20 protein-coding genes are annotated in these 17,342 nt (G+C 72.9%); 11 read left to right on the forward strand and 9 right to left on the reverse strand.

Annotated features, from left to right (window positions below; all coding sequences use genetic code 11):
* Positions 1–125 precede the first annotated feature (125 nt).
* Both sulP and PYR72_RS02350 read left to right on the forward strand, forming a co-directional pair.
* Positions 126–1,838 carry a sulfate permease gene (gene sulP / locus PYR72_RS02345; RefSeq protein WP_275453603.1) on the forward strand — a complete coding sequence of 571 codons (1,713 nt, stop codon included), beginning with the start codon at positions 126–128 and terminating at the stop codon, positions 1,836–1,838.
* A gap of 174 nt (positions 1,839–2,012) precedes the next feature.
* Positions 2,013–2,477, forward strand: coding sequence for a cyclic nucleotide-binding domain-containing protein (locus PYR72_RS02350; protein ID WP_275453604.1), 465 nt, complete (start codon positions 2,013–2,015; stop codon positions 2,475–2,477).
* Positions 2,478–2,694: 217 nt separating this feature from the next.
* On the opposite strand, the gene PYR72_RS02355 is transcribed toward PYR72_RS02350, so the two are convergent.
* From PYR72_RS02355 to PYR72_RS02365, 3 genes are read right to left on the reverse strand one after another with little or no spacing between them, the layout of a single operon-like run.
* A complete protein-coding gene (locus PYR72_RS02355; protein WP_275453605.1) occupies positions 2,695–3,069 on the reverse strand; it encodes a hypothetical protein in 375 nt (124 codons plus the stop codon).
* Entirely contained in the window at positions 3,066–3,695 is a 630-nt protein-coding gene (locus PYR72_RS02360; protein ID WP_275453606.1) for an Asp23/Gls24 family envelope stress response protein, read from the reverse strand. Before PYR72_RS02360 ends, PYR72_RS02355 begins: the two co-directional genes overlap by 4 nt.
* Positions 3,692–4,276 (reverse strand): sigma-70 family RNA polymerase sigma factor, encoded by a 585-nt coding sequence (locus tag PYR72_RS02365; protein WP_275453607.1) that lies wholly within the window; start codon positions 4,274–4,276, stop codon positions 3,692–3,694. The genes PYR72_RS02360 and PYR72_RS02365 overlap by 4 nt, the downstream gene beginning before the upstream one ends.
* A 208-nt stretch (positions 4,277–4,484) precedes the next feature.
* Between PYR72_RS02365 and PYR72_RS02370 the strand changes: the two genes are divergently transcribed.
* From PYR72_RS02370 to PYR72_RS02395, 6 genes are all read left to right on the forward strand, one after another.
* On the forward strand, positions 4,485–5,000 hold the full coding sequence (locus tag PYR72_RS02370) for an Asp23/Gls24 family envelope stress response protein (protein WP_275453608.1): 516 nt from the start codon (positions 4,485–4,487) through the stop codon (positions 4,998–5,000).
* A 55-nt stretch (positions 5,001–5,055) separates the two neighbouring features.
* The gene (locus tag PYR72_RS02375; RefSeq protein WP_275453609.1) at positions 5,056–5,241 is read left to right on the forward strand and encodes a hypothetical protein; all 186 of its coding nucleotides are present in this window, start codon (positions 5,056–5,058) and stop codon (positions 5,239–5,241) included.
* Positions 5,238–6,251, forward strand: coding sequence for a DUF6286 domain-containing protein (locus PYR72_RS02380; protein ID WP_275453610.1), 1,014 nt, complete (start codon positions 5,238–5,240; stop codon positions 6,249–6,251). Before PYR72_RS02375 ends, PYR72_RS02380 begins: the two co-directional genes overlap by 4 nt.
* Complete coding sequence (locus PYR72_RS02385; protein ID WP_275453611.1) at positions 6,248–6,838, forward strand: hypothetical protein; 591 nt, start codon at positions 6,248–6,250, stop codon at positions 6,836–6,838. The genes PYR72_RS02380 and PYR72_RS02385 overlap by 4 nt, the downstream gene beginning before the upstream one ends.
* Positions 6,828–7,763: a YihY/virulence factor BrkB family protein gene (locus PYR72_RS02390; RefSeq protein ID WP_275453612.1), complete on the forward strand. Its 936-nt coding sequence runs from the start codon at positions 6,828–6,830 to the stop codon at positions 7,761–7,763. The genes PYR72_RS02385 and PYR72_RS02390 overlap by 11 nt, the downstream gene beginning before the upstream one ends.
* Before the next feature lie 74 nt (positions 7,764–7,837).
* Positions 7,838–8,407, forward strand: a complete 570-nt coding sequence (locus PYR72_RS02395) for a TetR/AcrR family transcriptional regulator (RefSeq protein ID WP_275453613.1) — start codon at positions 7,838–7,840, stop codon at positions 8,405–8,407.
* A 92-nt stretch (positions 8,408–8,499) separates the two neighbouring features.
* Here the strand turns inward: PYR72_RS02395 and PYR72_RS02400 are convergent, their stop codons facing one another.
* The 4 genes from PYR72_RS02400 to PYR72_RS02415 all read right to left on the reverse strand — a co-directional run bounded on the left by PYR72_RS02400 (position 8,500) and on the right by PYR72_RS02415 (position 13,676).
* Positions 8,500–9,678, reverse strand: a complete 1,179-nt coding sequence (locus PYR72_RS02400) for an XdhC/CoxI family protein (protein WP_275453614.1) — start codon at positions 9,676–9,678, stop codon at positions 8,500–8,502.
* Between the two features lie 167 nt (positions 9,679–9,845).
* Positions 9,846–12,041, reverse strand: a complete 2,196-nt coding sequence (locus PYR72_RS02405; protein WP_275453615.1) for a xanthine dehydrogenase family protein molybdopterin-binding subunit — start codon at positions 12,039–12,041, stop codon at positions 9,846–9,848.
* Positions 12,038–13,018, reverse strand: a complete 981-nt coding sequence (locus tag PYR72_RS02410; protein ID WP_275453616.1) for a xanthine dehydrogenase family protein subunit M — start codon at positions 13,016–13,018, stop codon at positions 12,038–12,040. Before PYR72_RS02410 ends, PYR72_RS02405 begins: the two co-directional genes overlap by 4 nt.
* Before the next feature lie 13 nt (positions 13,019–13,031).
* Positions 13,032–13,676, reverse strand: coding sequence for a (2Fe-2S)-binding protein (locus PYR72_RS02415; RefSeq protein WP_275453617.1), 645 nt, complete (start codon positions 13,674–13,676; stop codon positions 13,032–13,034).
* Between the two features lie 323 nt (positions 13,677–13,999).
* On the opposite strand from PYR72_RS02415, the gene PYR72_RS02420 reads away from it, so the two are divergent.
* A complete protein-coding gene (locus PYR72_RS02420) occupies positions 14,000–14,143 on the forward strand; it encodes a hypothetical protein (protein WP_275453618.1) in 144 nt (47 codons plus the stop codon).
* A gap of 44 nt (positions 14,144–14,187) precedes the next feature.
* Here PYR72_RS02420 and PYR72_RS02425 read toward each other — a convergent pair whose 3' ends face one another.
* Together PYR72_RS02425 and PYR72_RS02430 are read right to left on the reverse strand one after the other, a co-directional pair.
* Complete coding sequence (locus tag PYR72_RS02425; protein ID WP_275453619.1) at positions 14,188–15,141, reverse strand: TerC family protein; 954 nt, start codon at positions 15,139–15,141, stop codon at positions 14,188–14,190.
* 156 nt (positions 15,142–15,297) lie between these two features.
* Positions 15,298–15,777 (reverse strand): VOC family protein, encoded by a 480-nt coding sequence (locus PYR72_RS02430; protein WP_275453620.1) that lies wholly within the window; start codon positions 15,775–15,777, stop codon positions 15,298–15,300.
* 246 nt (positions 15,778–16,023) lie between these two features.
* Between PYR72_RS02430 and PYR72_RS02435 the strand changes: the two genes are divergently transcribed.
* On the forward strand, positions 16,024–16,680 hold the full coding sequence (locus PYR72_RS02435; RefSeq protein WP_275453621.1) for an ATP-dependent Clp protease proteolytic subunit: 657 nt from the start codon (positions 16,024–16,026) through the stop codon (positions 16,678–16,680).
* A complete protein-coding gene (locus PYR72_RS02440; RefSeq protein ID WP_275453622.1) occupies positions 16,680–17,282 on the forward strand; it encodes an ATP-dependent Clp protease proteolytic subunit in 603 nt (200 codons plus the stop codon). Before PYR72_RS02435 ends, PYR72_RS02440 begins: the two co-directional genes overlap by 1 nt.
* Positions 17,283–17,342 lie beyond the last annotated feature (60 nt).

Here is a 17,342-nt window from a genome sequence, read left to right on the forward strand (position 1 = left end):
GGTCGTCGGGCTGGACGGTCCTGTCGACCGGGCCCTCGGGGCGACAGGCCGCGGCGGGGTACGAGGGGCGTCCCGCCGCCGTGCGGGCCGTCGAAGGACCTGTGGGCAACGGAGAAGGGCACGGCATGAAACTCGGCGGAGAACTGCGGGGTGGTTCGGTGTGGCGCGGTCTCGCGCCCGGCCTCGTCGCCCTCCTCGGCTACCGGCGGGCCTGGCTCAAGGGCGATCTGATCGCCGGGGCGACCGTGGCGGCGTACCTCGTCCCGCAGGTCATGGCGTACGCCGGGGTGGCGGGGCTGCCGCCGGTCGCGGGCCTGTGGGCGATCCTGCCCGCGCTGGCGCTGTACGCGGTGTTCGGTTCCTCGCGGCTGCTGTCGATCGGTCCCGAGTCCACGACCGCCCTGATGACGGCCACGGTGGTCGCCCCGCTGGCCGCCGGCGACCCCGGGCGGTACGCCGTGCTGGCCGCCACCCTCGCGATGACGGTCGGACTGCTGTGTCTGCTGGCGCGGGCGGTGCGCCTGGGGTTCCTCGCGGACCTGCTCTCCCGGCCGGTGCTCATCGGCTATCTGGCGGGAGTCGCGCTGATCATGACGGTGGATCAGCTGCCGAAGCTCACCGGGGTGGACACCACCGGCTCGGCGTTCTTCGCCCAGCTGTGGTCCTTCCTCACCGGCCTGGGCGAGGCCGACGTGCCGACGGTCCTGTTCTCGGCGGCCGTGCTCGTGCTCCTCTTCTCGGTGGCGCGCTTTCGCGCGGTGCCCGGACCGCTGCTGGCCGTCGTCCTCGGCACGGCGGCCGTCGTGGTGCTGAACCTCGACGGCCGGTACGGCCTCGCGGTGATCGGCGAGGTGCCCTCGGGGCTGCCGGGCCTCGCGGTACCGGACCTGGGCGCACTGCCCGAACTGGTCCTGCCCGCGCTGGGCGTCCTGCTGGTGGCCTACACCGACTGCATCCTGACCGCCCGGGCGTTCGACGGCCCGCGCGGCGAAGGCCCCGCCCTGGACGCCAACCAGGAGTTCCTCGCCCTCGGCGCGGTCAACCTGGGCGCGGGCGCGGTGCACGGGTTCCCGGTGAGCAGCAGCGCCAGCCGGACCGCGCTGGCCTCCTCGGCGGGCGCCGGCAGCCAGGCGTACTCCCTGGTCGCGGGTGCCGCCGTCCTCGCCGTCCTGCTCCTGCTCAGTCCGCTGCTCACCCGCATGCCGTCCGCGGTGCTCGGCGCGCTCGTCGTCTACGCCGCCGTCCGCATGGTCGACCTCGCGGGATTCCGCCGGCTGGCCGCGTTCCGCCGTCGCGAACTGCTGCTCGCCCTGGGCTGCCTGGCCGGTGTGCTGGCCCTGGACATCCTGTACGGCGTGCTGGTCGCGGTCGGCCTGTCGGTGGCGGAGCTGCTGACGCGGGTGGCCCGGCCGCACGACGCCGTCCAGGGGCTGGTGCCGGGGCTGGCGGGCATGCACGACGTGGACGACCATCCGACGGCCCGCACGATCCCCGGTCTGCTGGTCTACCGCTACGACTCCCCGCTGTTCTTCGCCAACGCCGAGGACTTCCTGCGGCGCGCCCTGGCCGCCGTCGACGATCAGACCGACGAGGTCCACTGGTTCGTCCTCAACACCGAGGCGAATGTGGAGGTCGACATCACCGCCCTGGACGCCGTCGACGAACTGCGCCGTGAACTGGCCCGCCGCGGCATCGTGTTCGCGCTCGCCCGCGTCAAGCAGGACCTGCTGGACGACCTGAAGGCGTACGGCCTCGTGGACTCGGTCGGTACGGAGTACATCTTCCCGACGCTGCCGACGGCGGTGGCCGCGTACCGCGACCGGCACCCGGATCAGTAGGCGGTGGTGCGGGCCGACGCGGGACGCGGGGCCCCGATCCGTCGCACGGGGGCCGGACGGTTCCTCCGGCGTGCCGACCGGCCCGTGTGTGGGGCCGGACGGCCCATGGCGGACGGGGAGCGGCGGAGCACAGGCTGGGCATGGCAGTTCCGGTAGACCGCCTGGAGGCACGCCATGATCACCACACCCACGCCCAGCATGCTGCGGGCGCTGCCCGCCGAGGACCGGCAGCGGCTGATGCGCGTCGCCCGTGAGGTGGCGTTCACGCAAGGGGAGCGGCTGTTCGAGGAGGGAAGCCGCGCCGACCGCTTCTGGATCGTCCGCACGGGCACGGTCGACCTCGACATGCGGGTGCCGGGCCGTCGGCCGGCCGTCATCGAGTCGCTCCGGCACAACGAACTCGTCGGCTGGTCCTGGCTGTTCGCCCCGCACGTGTGGCATCTGGGCGCCGAGGCGACGACGCCGGTGCGGGCGTACGAGTTCGACGCCACGGCCGTCCGTCTGATGTGCCAGGAGGACCCGGCCATGGGCCGCGCCGTCGGCCTGTGGGTCGGCGAGGTGCTGGCCCACCGCCTCCAGGCCGCACGGACACGGCTGCTGGACCTGTACGCCCCCTACGGCGGCGGCGGTGTCCGCTGAGACCGGCTGCCCCTCCCCCGCGGCCACCCGTGCCGGACCACCCCCGGCGCGGTCTCCTGCCTTCAGGGCCGCCACGCATGGTCCACCCCGAGCCCTGACCGCAGGACACGGTCACGGCACCTCGGGGGCATGTCCTGGTGGGACCTCTGCGGCCTGTGGCGGGCGGCGGACGACGCACCCGGGTCCTCGCGGGCTGCCGTGACCGGGGGTGGGGGCGTCAGACCCTGCCCGTGACCGTCACGGTGACGACGGGCGTGGGGTGCGCGGGCTGCAGGGCGTCCAGACGGCGTTCGACACCGTCACGGACGGCGCGGGCCACCTCGACGGTCCTGGCCTGCCGCAGCACGACGACGTGGATCTCCACGTGCCAGGGGCCGTCGGCCTCGGGCCGGGTCATGCGTACCCCGGCCGGGGGCACGCTCCCGGTGTCCGGCGCGGACCTCCCGGTGGCCGGCGCGGACGAGGAGAGCGCGGAGCGCAGCCGGTCGGTCAGTCCCGGTCGGAGGAAGGCCACCCCGGGAACGCTCTCCACGGTCGCCGCGACCTTCGCCGCGAGTGTCGTGCGAGCGCTGCTCGCGAAGGGCCCGGTCATGGCGTACGCCCTTCCTGGCCGCCGTCGGCCGATGGGTGGTCGAGGTCGGTGACCCGGATGTCCACGGCCCCGACGGCCAGCCCCAGTTCCAGGTCCGCGGCCTCCCGCACCCGTTCCCGCACGCGCGCGGTGAGCGGGGGCAGCGGGACGCCGACCGGGGCGTGGATGTCGAGCCGGACCCCGACCGCGCCGGCGTCGTCGGCCGCACCGAGGTCGAGGAGGCGGCAGGAGCCGGCCCGGACCCCCGGTACCGTCTCCGCGGCGGCGCGCAGGGTGCGGGCCGCGACCGTCTCCATGATCCACAGGTCTTCGCCGGGATCGCCGAGGGGGACGGGACGGCCCGGACGCAGTTCGAGACGGACGACGTCCATGATCCGGCGGGTCAGCGACTCGGTGGCGTCGGCGGAGGGGGCGGCCGTCTCCGCGTCCAGGTCCCGCACCGCGGACTCCAGCCGGTCCAGTCCGGACACGGCCTGTCCGCAGTGCGGGCAGGCCCGCAGGTGGGTGTCGTCGACCTGCTGCTCCCAGTCGTCCCACACCCGCGACAACAGCCGTCCGCACGGCAGGAGTTCGTCGTCGTCACCGTGGGCGGACGCGCTGGGTCGTGGGTCGGTGCGGTCGGTCATCGCCAGGCCCCCAATGCTTGTGTCAGACAACGGCGGGCGCGGAACACCCGGGCCCGGACGGCCTCCTGACTGATACCGACCGCCTCCGCGACGAACTCGTAGGACCGCCCGTCCAGTTCCCGCAGTATCCAGCAGGCACGCTGCTCGGCCGAGAGCAGGTCGAGGGCCTCCCGCAGCTCTCGGACCGCGTCCCGGCCCTCGGTGATCCGGGCCGGGGAGGTGGTGTGCTCGGCCGCGGGGAGGTCGCCCGCCGCCTCCAGCGGGGCAGCGGGTCTCCTGGCCCGCAGCACGTTCAGACAGCGGTTGGTGACGATCCGGTACATCCAGGTGCCGAAGGACGAGCGCCCCTGGAACTCCGGCAGCCGCCGCCAGGCGCTGATGAAGGCCTCCTGCACGGCGTCCTCGGCCTCGGTCCGGGTGCCGAGCAGACGCGTCGCGAGCTGGGTCAGCATCGGCGCGTGCCTCCGTACGAGTACGGCGAACGCCTCCTCGTCCCCCTCCGCCGCACGGACCACCAGCAGGGTGTCGTCCGTGTCGGCCGGGGTGTCCGGTGGTGCGCTCGGTGTGCGGGCCCCCGCCACTGGGCGGCTCCTCTCGTCGGTTCCACAGGGCTTGGACACCGCCGCGCCACCCCTGTTACGGAGAACACGAACCCTTCGGCGGACGCACCCCGATCGGATGCGCGACGCGGTTTTTTCCGGATCCCGCGTCACAGGCGCGGCCCGCCCGGGTCGAACACGGTGAGAGCAACCGAGAACGCCTGCGCATCGAGGCCGGAAAGGACGTGCCATGACCACGCAGACCACGAGGGAAACGCCCGCACCCGTCGCCAAGGAGGTGTCCGGCCCGCAGGGTGCTCCCCGGACCGTCACCGCCGTGTCCAGCGGCACGACGGGAGCCGACCAGCCGGCCGCCGACCGTGGCCGGACCTCCATCGCCGACGTCGTCGTCGTGAAGGTGGCCGGCATCGCCGCGCGGGAGATCCCCGGCGTGTACGACATGGGCGGCAGCCTCTCGCGCACCCTCGGAGCCGTACGCGACCGCGTGCCCGGCGGCCGGCCCAACGTGGGGCGCGGAGTGAAGGTCGAGGTGGGAGAGCGCCAGACGGCCATCGACCTGGACCTGGTCGTCGAGTACGGCGTGCCCATCGCGGACGTGGCCCGGGATGTGCGCGAGAACGTGATCTCCGCCGTGGAACGCGTCACCGGCCTGGAGGTCGTCGAGGTGAACATCACCGTCAACGACGTCCGGCTGCCCGAGGACGAGGACGACCCCACGGCCACGGCCGAGACGCGCGTGGCATAGCCGCGCCGGGGCACGGGAGAAGAGGGGAGCGCATCCGGGTGAGAGGTGGACGGGCATGAGCACGGCGTTCGTAGGGATGATCGCGGGGATGGCCCTGGCGTTCGCCGGTTTCTTCGGCGGGTTCGGTGCCTTCCTGCTGGTGGCGGCGCTCGGCGGCCTGGGCTGGGCACTGGGCCGGTGGGTCGGGGCCGGGGGCGGCCTCCAGGACGTACGGGACGCGTTCGAGCGGAGCCGGCGATGACCGCCGCCGCGCGGCGGGGCACGACCATCGTGTCGGAGCGGGCGGTGCGCACGATCGCCGAGCGGGCGGCCGGCGAGACGCTCCCCCGCCCGGGCGGCACCCGGAGCGTCCCGTCCGCGCGGGCGGCGGCGTCCGTGCGCGGCGGGAGGGCGGACCTGACCCTCGGGGTGACTCTGCCCTACCCGGTTCCGCTGGCCGAGACCGTCGGACACGTGCAGCGGCACGTGGTGGAGCGCACCCGGCAGCTGACGGGGCTCGACGTGCCGACCGCGCGCCTCACCGTCACGGCACTCACCCCGGCGTCCTCGCCGCACCCCCCGGAACCGCCGTCGCCGACGGAAGCGGGGCCGACCGTGCGCACGCCGCGCCGTCGGTGGTCCCGGCGCCGGCTGCCGGTCGCCCTGCTCACCGCGGCCACCGCCGTGGGCTGCGGCGCACTGGCCCTCGACCTGGTGCGGGTGCATCTCGCGGACCGGGCACCCGCCGCCTGGCGCACCGCCGCCGTGCACTGGCTGTCCGGACACGGGCCCGGTGACCCGGCCGTCGTCGTCGGTGGAGCGCTGATGGGCCTGACCGGCGTCTGGATGGTCGTCCTCGCCCTCACCCCGGGCAGGCGTCGCCGGTCCACCGTCCTGTCCATGGCGCCCCGGGTGGACGCGGCGATGGACCGCTCGGCGGTCGCGGCGCTGCTCAGGGAGGTGCTGGGGAGCGTCGAGGGTGTCGGTGCGGTGCGGGTGACGGTGCGACGGCGCCGGGTGGCCGTGCGGGCGGGCCTCGCCTTCGGCGACCTCGGACAGGCGCGGGCCGCCGTCACGGCCGGCGCCCACCACGCGCTGGCCGCCTGCCGCCTGCGTCGCGTGCCTCGACTGCGGGTGAGCGTGGTGCCGGAACCGGTCTGGCGCCCGCCCGTGCCGGACACGACGACAGCGCCGAACACTCCCGGCTCTCCGGTGCCGGTGCACGACACTCCGGTGCCGTCGACCGCTCCGGCTGCCGGAGGTGAGGGATGACACGCCGTACGCGTGCCGCCGTCGACCGGACGGTCCTCGCCCTCGGCGGCCTGGTCCTGGCCCTCGCCGGGGCATGGCTCGCCGCCACGGACCGGACCGTCACGGACCGGCTGCCGTCCTGGTGGCCCACCGCGTCCGCGGGCTCGGTCCTGCTGGACCGTCACAGGCTGGCGCACCTGCGCGTCGAGGGCTGGTGGACACCCACCGTCATGGCCGCGGCGATCGCCCTGACCGTGCTGTGCGCGTACGGGACCCTCGCCCGGTTCCGTTCGGGGCGGGCGCGGCCGATCGCGTTGCCCTCCCCCGGCGGCACGGTGCGCCCCCGGGCACTGGCCGAGGCGCTGTCGGCCCGCGTGGAGGCGCTTCCCGGCGTGGCCCGCGGCCGTGGCCGGGTGCTGCCCCGTCCCGGACGGCGGCTGGAGATCGGGCTGCGGGTCTGGCTGGAACCGGGCGCCGCCCCGGAGACCGTCCTGCCCGCCCTCTGCGCGGTCGCGGCGGAGGCCGAGCGGGCGGCGGCGCCGTACACCGCCCACACCCGGGTCCGGCTCAGCGCCGCCGCACCGCACCGCAGCGCCCATGTCCGCTGACCCGTGCGTCGGCGGCGTCCGCCGGCTCCTGCGGCCGCCCCGGCCGCGCCTGCCCGCCTCGTGGTGGCCCGCACTGCGGCGCACGCCGGTGGCGCTGTGGCGGGACGACGTCACGGACTACGCGGCGGCGCTGACGTACTACGCGATCCTCGCCGTGCTGCCCGCGATGCTGGCCACCGTCCTGGCCTTCGGCATGATCAGCCCGGGCACGGCCGAGGAGTTCGTCACCCATGTCACCGCGTACGCGCCGGCCGGCTCCGGTGCGGACCTGCACGCCGTCCTGGCGAGGATGCTCGGTGTGGGGTCCACGGCGTGGCCCCTGCTGGCGGCCGGTGCGGCAAGTGCGCTGTGGTCGGCCTCCAGTTATCTCGCCGTCTTCCGCCGTGCCCTGCACCGTATGCACCGCGTCGCGGACCGGCGTTCGCCCTGGCGCAAGGCGCACCGCATCGTGCTCACCGCGCTCGCGCTGCTCGGTCTGCTCCTCGTCGGCTCGCTCACCCTGCTGCTGTCCGGCCCGCTCGCGGAGGCCGTCGGCCGGACCCTCGGTCTGAACTCCACCACGGCCTGGGTGTGGAGCCTGGTGCGCTGGCCGGTGCTGCTGTGCCTGGTCGCGCTGCTGGTCGTGGTGGTCTTCCACACCGGCCCGGCACCCGCGCGCCACAGCGGGCGCAGCCTGCCCGGCGGGGTGCTGGCCGCCGCGCTGTGGCTGGTGGTCTCCGCGGGCTTCTCCTCGTACGCCTCGGCGCTCGGCGCCTACAGCAGGCTCTACGGCTCCCTCGCCGGTGTGGTGGTGTTCCTGGTGTGGCTGTGGCTGTCGAACCTCGCCCTGCTCACCGGGGCTCAGTTCGCCGCGGAGCTGGGCGGCGACCGGGAGGAGCGTGGGGAGGCGGACGGCGGGAACACGGCGAAGTCCCCGGCGCCGTAGTGCTTCCGGGACAGGAAACATCACCGGGAAACCGATCGGTTTCCCTTGGGTCCGCTTCGGGTTAACCTCGTGGCATGACCACCGAAGTGAAACCGAGCCCGAGGAAGCGTCTGCTGGAGGCGGCGGCCACGCTCACCTACCGCGACGGTGTCGGCATCGGCGTGGAGGCGCTGTGCAAGGCGGCGGGCGTGTCGAAACGCTCCATGTACCAGCTGTTCGAGAGCAAGGACGAACTCCTGGCGGCAAGCCTCAAGGAGCGCGCCTCCGCCTATGTGACGACGCTCCTGCCCGCGGCGGACGACGGCCGTTCCCCCCGTGAGCGGATCCTGCACGTCTTCGAGCAGGTGGAAGCGCAGGCGGGAGCGCCCGAGTTCCGGGGGTGCCGGTATCTGGCCGTGCAGATCGAACTCAAGGACCAGAGCCATCCCGCGAGCCGCGTGGCCCATCGGATCAAGGCGGACCTGACCGCGTTCTTCCACGGCGAGGCCGAGCGGGGCGGCGCCGGCGATCCCGCACTGCTGGCCCGGCAGCTCAGCCTGGTCTTCGACGGCGCCAGCGCCCGCGCGGGCATTCAGGCCGACGATCTGACCGGGCTGGTCGCACCCACCGTCACGACCCTGCTCGACTCGGCCGGCATGCGCTGAACCGCCGGACCCGGCTCTCCCTGCCTCGCGGTGGGCGCGCGCGTGATCGTCGTGCGTCCCACGCCGGCGACGCGGTGAGTTCCCCGGAGACCTCAGCCGACCGGATGTGCGTGCAGGGGCCTCTCCGCGCCGGTGGTGCCGCCTCCGGCCCGGCGCCGGACGGGGGAGCCGTGGATCGGTCCCGTGCCCTGGGTCAGCGGCAGTCCGGTGGCGCGGTTGGCGTGCGCGATGATCTCCGCGGTGATCGAGACGGCCGTCTCCTCGGGCGTGCGGGCGCCGAGGTCCAGCCCGATCGGTGAGCGCAGCCGGGCCAGCCGGGCTTCGGGCACTCCGGCCTCGCGCAGCCGGAGGAGCCGCGCGTCATGGGTGCGCCGGGATCCCATCGCGCCCACGTAGCCGACGGGCAGAGCGAGCGCCAGCCGCAGCAGGGGGATGTCGAACTTGGCGTCATGGGTGAGGACACAGACGGCGGTGCGGGCGTCGACCTCGGTGCCTTCCAGGTACCGGTGGGGCCAGTCGGCCACCACCTCGTCCGCCTCTGGGAACCGGGCCGCGGTGGCGAAGACCGGGCGCGCGTCGCACACGGTGACCCGGTAGCCGAGGGCGCGCCCGGCCCGGCTGAGGGCGGCGGCGAAGTCGACGGCGCCGAAGACCAGCATCCGGGGCCGGGTGGCATGGACGTGGACGAGGACGGACAGGGCGTCGGGGCAGGTGTCCGTGTCGCCGCCGATCCGGACGCGGGCGGTGCGTCCCGCGCGCAGCAGGGCGGCGGCCTGTGCCGTCATCGCCCGGTCCGTCTCGCCGCCGTCCGGCGTTCCGTGCGCGGCGGAGCCGTCGCCGAACACGCACACCGTACGGCCGAGGAGCCGCTCGGGGCCGTCGACGACCTGGGCCAGGGCCGTGGGCCTGCCCCGGCGGATCTCCTCGAAGGCGGCCGCGAGGTCGGGCTGTGTCGCGGGGTCGACCCGTTGGACGAGGACGTCGAGTTCGCCGCCGCAGGTCAGTCCGACGGCGAAGGCGTCGTCGTCGGAGTAGCCGAACCAGGCGCGCTGGGGCCCCGCTCCGTCCGCGAGGACCTGGCGGCACAGCTCGTACACGGCACCCTCGACGCAGCCGCCGGAGATGCTGCCGATCGCGTTGCCGTCCAGGTCCACCGCGACCGACGTACCGATCGGCAGGGGTGCGCTGCCGTGGACGTCGACGACGGTGGCCAGGGCGAAGGGGCGTGCCGCACGGCACCAGCGGTGCAGAGTGTCCGCGATGTTGAACATGGGCCTGTCTCCGTGGGGATGGGGGAAGGATCGCCGCCGCGCGCGACGGGGAGCGAGCACGCGGCGGCGACCCGGGGGGTCCGGCGACCGGGCGGGGTACGGGTCGCCGGACGGGCGGGGATGCCCCGGGCACCGGGCTTCTCCTCCGCGGCCCGGGGCACCCCGGCTCAGATCAACGCCTCCGCGGTGATGGGCAGTTCGCGGACACGGCGGCCGGTGGCGTTGAAGACCGCGTTGGCGACGGCCGCCGCCACGCCGACCTGGACGATCTCTCCGATCCCCTTCACACCGAGCGGGTTGGCCTGCGGATCCTCGCTCTCCAAGTAGATGGCCCTCAGGTCGGAGATGTCCGCGTTGACCGGGACGAGGTAGTCGGCGAGGCTCGCGTTGACGATTCTTCCGTCGCGGTGGTCGGTGACCGTGTGCTCCAGCAGGGCCTGCCCGATGCCGCCCACCATGCCGCCCAGCGCCTGGCTGTCCGCCAGCTTGGGGCTGACGACACGGCCGACGTCGTACACCCCGAGCATCCGCCGCACCCGGACCAGGCCGAGCGTGGCGTCCACGCCGACCTCGGTGAAGACCGCGCCGTAGGAGAAGTACGCGTGGCGTGCGGGCTCCGGCGCCCCGGCGTACGCGCCGTCGGCTTCGAGGTGGGTGAGCTTGTTGCGGGTCAGCAGCCGCTGGTACGTCTCGCCACGGGCAGGGTCGTCCGGCACGTGCAGCCGGCCGCCGCGTACGACGATGTCCTCGGCCCGGACGCCGTACAGCGGCGACTCCTCGTCCTCGACGGCCAGCTCGATCGCCCGGCGGCGGACCTTGTCGCAGGCGTCGAGGACGGCGGAGCCGACGACGGTCATGGTCATCGAGCCGCCGTGCGGCGGGGTGGGCGGGTAGAGGGAGTCGCCGAGCCGGAAGGTCACCGCGCGCATGCTCAGCCCGAGGGCGTCCGCGGCGACCTGGGTCTGGGAGGTGTAGGTGCCCGGACCCATGTCACTGGAGGCCGCCTCGGCCACCGCGGTGCCGTCGGCGGCCAGGCGCACCCGGGCCTGCGCGGGGAAACGCCCGGGGTCGTACACGGCCGCGGCCATGCCGAGCCCGACCAGCCAGTCGCCGTCCCGCGTCGAGCGCGGCTTCGGCCTGCGCCGGTCCCAGCCGAACTCCCGCGCTCCCACGGTGTAGCACTCACGCAGTTTGCGGGTGGACCAGGGCAGCCCGTTGGACTCGTCCTCGGCCGGCTCGTTGCGCAGCCGCAGTTCGATCGGGTCGACACCGAGCTTGTTCGCAAGTTCGTCCATGGCCGACTCGATGGCGAAGGACGCGTTCGCGAAGCCCGGACCGCGCATCCACAGCGGGGTGTTCACGTCCAGCGGCACCTTGCGGTACGCCTGGCTGACGTGGGGGGTGCTGTAGAACATCTGGCCCGCGAGCATGATGGCCTCTTCGAACTTCTCGTACGACGAGGTCTCCGCGTCCATCTCGTGCACCATGGCCGCCAGCCGGCCCCGCCGGTCGCTGCCGAGGCGCAACCGGTAGTCGTAGGAGGGCCGGAAGCCGGTGCCGAAGTACATCTGGCGGCGGCTCAGGACGACCTTCACGGGCCGTTTCAGTTCGCGGGCGGCGAGAGCCGCGACCACGGTGTGCGGCCAGCAGCGCAGGCCGCTGCCGAAGCCGCCCCCGACGAACGGCGAGATGACCCGCACCGACTTCAGGGGCAGGTCGAACACCGTGGAGAGTTCGGTCTGGGTGCCCACCACCCACTGGGTCTTGTCCCACACCGTCAGCTCGTCGCCCTTCCAGCGGGCGATCGTGGCGTGCGGTTCCATCGGGTTCTGGTGGTTGCGCGCCATGCGGTAGTCGAGGTCCATGCGGACCGCCGCGTCACGCAGACCGGCGGCGGCGTCACCGCGCGCGTACCGGGTCGGCGGGTCCGGCTCGGCCTTCGCCATGTCCGTCGAGGGCTTCCGCGCGTCGTAACCGACCTTCACCAGACTCGCGCCGTGCTGCGCGGCCTCCAGGGTCGTGGCGACGACGACGGCGACCGGCTGGCCGTGGAAGAGGACCTTGTCGTCCTGGAACACCCGCAGGCGGCGGCCCTCGGGGTTGTTGGATCCGGGATTGTCGAGGTACGGCAGCTTCGGCGCGTTGCCGTGGTGGATCACCCGCAGGACCCCGGGGTGGGCTTCGGCGGCGCGGGTGTCGACGGACGTGATACGGCCCGCGCCGACGCCGCTGTCGACGATGACGGCGTGCAGCACACCCTGGACGTCGTGCTCGGCGGCGTACAGGGCCTGTCCGGTGACCTTGAGTCGTCCGTCCACGCGGGACAGCGGGGCGCCGACGGCGGCCCGGGGCTGGGGACTCACTTCGTACCTCCCACGACGCGCAGCTGACGCTCGACGGTCCGTTTCAGCAACTCGGGCTTGAACCGGTTGTACCGCAGGGGACGAGCCCCGTCGGCCGCCTTGTCCGCGGCGGCCGCCCACAGCGCCGCGGAAGGGCGCTCGCCGACCAGGTGCCGTTCCACGGCGGGCAGTTTCCAGGGGACGGTGCCCACTCCCCCGGCCGCGACCCGGGCCTCGCGGATCACCCCGCCGCGCACGTGCAGCGCGACGGCCGCCGAGGTCAGGGCGAACTCGTACGACTGCCGGTCGCGGACCTTCAGGTAGCCCGACCTCAGGGGGCGCGGCAGGGCGGGGATCTCGACGGCCGTGATCAACTCACCCTTACGGAGGGCCTGTTCACGGTTGGGGGTGCTGCCGGGACGCAGCAGGAAGTCGGCGAAGGGGACCCGGCGCCTCCCGTCCGGGCTGAGCAGGTGCACGGTCGCCTCCAGGGCGGCGAAGGCCACCGCGACGTCGGAGGGGTGGGTGGCCACGCAGGCGTCGGAGGTGCCGAGGATCGCGTGGGTGCGGTTGTGTCCCTTCAGCGCGGCGCAACCCGAGCCGGGCTCACGCTTGTTGCACGCGGCGGTCACGTCACGGAAGTAGGTGCAGCGGGTGCGCTGCATGATGTTCCCGCCGATGGTGGCCATGTTCCGCAGCTGGGCCGACGCGCTCAGTTCCAACGCCTCGGCCACGACGGGGTACAGGGTGCGCACCTTGGGGTGGGCGGCGGCCTCGGACATGGTCACCAGCGCGCCGATCCGCAAACCCCCGCGTTCGGTGACGGTGACCTCGTCCCACGGCAGACCGGAGATGTCCACGAGCTTCCCGGGACGCTCGACGGTCTCACGCATCAGGTCGACCAGCGTGGTGCCACCGGCGATGAAGCGCCCACCGCGGCGGCCGGCGTCGAGCGCCGCCCGTGTGTCGGAGACCCGGGTGTAGGAGAAGGGGAACATGACGGCCGCACCTCTACTTCCGGCCGGCGGTCTTGCCGACCGCGCGCACGATTTTCACGTAACAGCCGCAACGGCAGATGTTGCCGCTCATCCACTCCCGGATCTCCGCCGGTGAACCGGTGTGCCCCTCCTCGATGCAGCCGACACCGGACATGATCTGGCCGGGGGTGCAGTAACCGCACTGGAAGGCGTCCTCGTCGATGAACGCCTGCTGCAGCGGGTGCAGTTCGTCGCCGTCGGCCAGGCCCTCGATCGTGGTGACCTCGGCGCCCTCCAGGCGGACGGCGAGGGTCAGGCAGGCGTTGACCCGGCGGCCGTCGACCAGGACGGTGCAGGCGCCGCAGGCGCCGGCGTTGCAGCCCTTCTTGGAACCGGTCAGGTCCAGGTGCTCGCGCAACAGGTCCAGCAGCGAGGTGCGGTTGTCCACCGTCACCGTCCTCCGGGTGCCGTTGACCGTCAGGGACACACGGCCGGCCGGTGGCGCGGCGGCGGGCTCCTCCTCCGCGGCGACGGGGAGGGGTCCCCCGATCACGCCGCCCACGACGGCGACGCCACCGACCGCGCCGGTGGTGGCGATGAAGGTGCGCCGCGTGGGATCCGCGGGGGACGCGTCCGGTGCGGCGGGGGGTGGCAGGGCAGACACTGGTTCAGTGGACATGGGTACGCCTTCGCTCGCTGGGTGGGGGATCGGCCGCGTCTGCGGCAGGTGGGAGGAGAGGCCGTCGCCGGCGGTGACGCTCGGGGCGTCACAACGGCTCGTGGGGCGGCCGGCGTCCGGGGAGTGGGGCGGAGGGGGTCGCCCGTACGCGCGCGCCCGCTCCGGGGCGGACGCCATCCGTCAACTGTGCGGCTCCAGGGTGGTTCTCGTTCAAGCGGTCGATCCCACCGAACAGGATTCGTCGCGCCGGAGGGAGGTTGCGTTTATAGGGGGTATAGCCACAACCCCCTTGCGGACGGCTGCAGTTGCGGCCGCGTCGGCAGTTGCCCCTGTCCGACCGTGCGGTGTGCGACCTGACGCTCTGCGCCGTCGAATCGGGCACCGCCTCCGAGGACCGGCTCACGCTCCTCACCAGCCTGGCGGCCACCCGGCCGCCGCCGACGGAAACCACCGACGACCCTCGCTGACCCACCGCAGGCGTGACCGCGGCGGCCGCGGTCACGCCCTTCCGTCAGACGGCGTTGTGCTGTCGCCGGGAGGCCCAGAGGCTGGTGGCGGTGGTGACGGCGAGGACGAGGACGATGAAGCCCAGGGAGAACGGGATGGAGATCTCCGGGACGTGGACGCCGGACTCGTGCAGGGCGTGCAGCACCAGCTTGACGCCGATGAAGCCGAGGATGATCGACAGGCCGTAGGAGAGGTGGACGAGCTTCTTCAGCAGGCCGCCGATGAGGAAGTACAGCTGGCGCAGGCCCATCAGGGCGAAGGCGTTGGCGGTGAACACGATGTACGGGTCCTGGGTGAGGCCGTAGATCGCGGGGATGGAGTCGAGGGCGAAGAGGACGTCGGTGGAGCCGATCGCGAGCATCACGACCAGCATCGGCGTCATGACGCGCTTGCCGTTCTCCTCGATCCACAGCTTGGTGCCGTGGTAGCGGTCGGCCACCCCGAAACGCCTCTCCACCGCCTTCAGGAGCTTGTTCTCCTCGTACTCCTCCTCGTGGCCGCCCTTGCGGGCGTCCTCCACCAGCTTCCAGGCGGTGTAGATCAGGAACGCGCCGAAGAGGTAGAAGACCCAGGAGAAGGTGGAGATGATCGCCGCGCCGGCCGCGATGAAGATCGCGCGGAGCACAAGCGCCATCAGCACACCGACCATCAGCACCCGCTGCTGGTACTGCGAGGGCACCGCGAACTTCGCCATGATCAGGACGAAGACGAAGAGGTTGTCGACGCTCAGGGACTTCTCGGTGATGAAGCCCGCGAAGAACTCCCCCGCGGGCTTGCCCCCGCCGACGGCCAGCACGACCAGGCCGAAGCCGATGGCCAGGGCGACCCAGACGGCCGACCAGATCCCGGCCTCCTTGATCGACACATCGTGGGGTCTGCGGCCGATGAAGAAGTCGACCCCCACCAGTACGCAGAGGGCGACGATGGTGAACAGCCAGGTGGTCAGGGTGACGTTCAAAGTTCCTCCGGGTAACGGATGGCGCTCGCGCAAGCCTCACCGGCGTCCTTTGCTCCCGCTACCCGGCCCGGGTAAAGAATCACCGAAATGCCGGTAACCGCCTGGTGGGAGGCCCTGTCGGGAGGGCCGCCCACCAGGAGAAGGATGTGCGGACCGCTACGCGCCCGCGTACGCCTTCTCCAGCGCGGCGAGGTCCAGCTTGCCCATCGACATCATCGCCGCCGTCGCGCGGGCCGCCTTCTGCGCGTCCGGGTCGCTGATCATCTCGATGAGGGCGGTGGGCACGACCTGCCAGGACACACCGAACCTGTCCTTGAGCCAGCCGCAGGGGCCGGGCTCGCCCCCTTCGGTGAGGCTGTTCCAGTAGTAGTCGATCTCGTCCTGGTCGGCGCAGAAGATCTGGAAGGAGACGGCCTCGGTGAACGTGAACTGCGGGCCGCCGTTGAGGGCGACGAACCGCTGGCCGTTGGCCTCGAAGTCGACGGTGAGCACCGTGCCGGCCGGCTGGTGCGCACCCTCTCCGTAGTGGGTGACCCGGCCGAGCCGGGAGTCCTTGAAGACCGAGACGTAGTGGGCGGCCGCCTCCTCGGCCTGGCCGTCGAACCACAGGCAGATGGTGAATCCGTCGCCGGACATGAGCTCCTCCTAGGGGCGGGGGTGTGTCGTCTCTGTATCGACCGGACCCGCCGCCGAAACTCATCGGTGGCCGGGTCACCCGATGAGGGGATCACGGTGAGGGATCACGGTGAAAGATCACGGTGAGGGATCACGCTCTGCTGTCGGCGAATCTGCCGTGGGCAGAGAAAGCGCAGGTGAGAGGCGTCTCGTGGGGAGAGTGGCGTCAGCGGCCACCGCGGTCGCGTCCACCCGAGGGAGGAAGAAGTGGCTCCATCGACCACCGGCCGGGCCCCCGCGTACGCCCCGCGTGCCGAGGAGGGCGACACCCCCGCGTCACGCTTCGACGACCATCTCGCGGCGCAGCTCCTCGCCCAGCGGATCGTCTTCCTGGGCACCCAGGTCGACGAGGTCTCCGCCCACCGCGTCTGCGCCCAGTTGCTGCTGCTGTCGGCGGAGGACCCGCGCACCGACATCAGCCTCTGCATCAACAGCCCCGGTGGTTCCGTCACCGCGGGCCTCGCCATCCACGACACCATGCGGCTGATCCCGAACGACGTCTCGACGCTGGCGATGGGCTTCGCGGCGAGCATGGGCCAGTTCCTGCTGAGCGTGGGCGCCCGCGGCAAGCGGTACGCGCTGCCCAACGCGCGGATCATGATGCACCAGCCGTCGGCGGGCATCGGCGGAACCACCGCCGACATCGAGATCCAGGCGGAGAACCTGGAGTTCACCAAGCGGGCCATCGAGCGGATCACCGCCGAGCACACCGGCCAGACCGTGGAGACGATCTCCCGGGACGGAGACCGCGATCGCTGGTTCACGGCCGAACAGGCCAGGGAGTACGGAATGGTCGACCGGGTCGTCGAGACGCTCGACGACGTACGGCCGGCCTCGTCGCGCCGACGGATGGGGCTGCAGTGATGGGGACGTACACGATTCCGAACGTGGTCGAGCGGACCGCGCAGGGCGAGCGGTCGTACGACGTGTTCAGCCGGCTGCTGTCCGAGCGGATCATCTTCCTCGGCACCGAGATCGACGACGGAGTGGCCAACGTCGTCATCGCGCAGCTGCTCCATCTGGAGTCCTCGGCGCCGGAGAGCGAGATCGCGATCTACATCAACTCGCCCGGCGGATCGTTCACTTCACTGATGGCGATCTACGACACGATGTCCTACGTGCGCGCGCCGGTCTCGACGTTCTGCGTCGGGCAGGCGGCCTCCACCGCGGCGGTGCTGCTGGCGGGCGGGGACGCCGGGCGGCGGTTCGTGCTGGAGCACGCGCGGGTGCTGCTGGGGCAGCCCGCCAGCGGGGGCCGTCAGGGCACCGTCTCCGATCTCGCCCTGCAGGCCAAGGAGATGGTGCGGATCCGGTCCCAGGTCGAGGAGGTGCTCGCGCGGCACACGGGCCGCACGACCGCGGAGCTGCGGGCCGACATGGACCGGGACAAGGTGTTCACGGCTCAGGAGGCGGTGGCCTACGGGCTGGCGGACGAGGTGTTGAACAGGCGGCTGGTGGGGGTCTGAGGGGCGCCCCCAAGCGCCCTTCTCCGGCCGGTGGGACTCGGCGTCCGCGCCCCGGCCAGG

The sequence above is a fragment of the Streptomyces sp. VNUA24 genome, from assembly GCF_029167005.1.
In the GTDB taxonomy this organism is placed as follows: Bacteria; Actinomycetota; Actinomycetes; order Streptomycetales; family Streptomycetaceae; genus Streptomyces; species Streptomyces scabiei.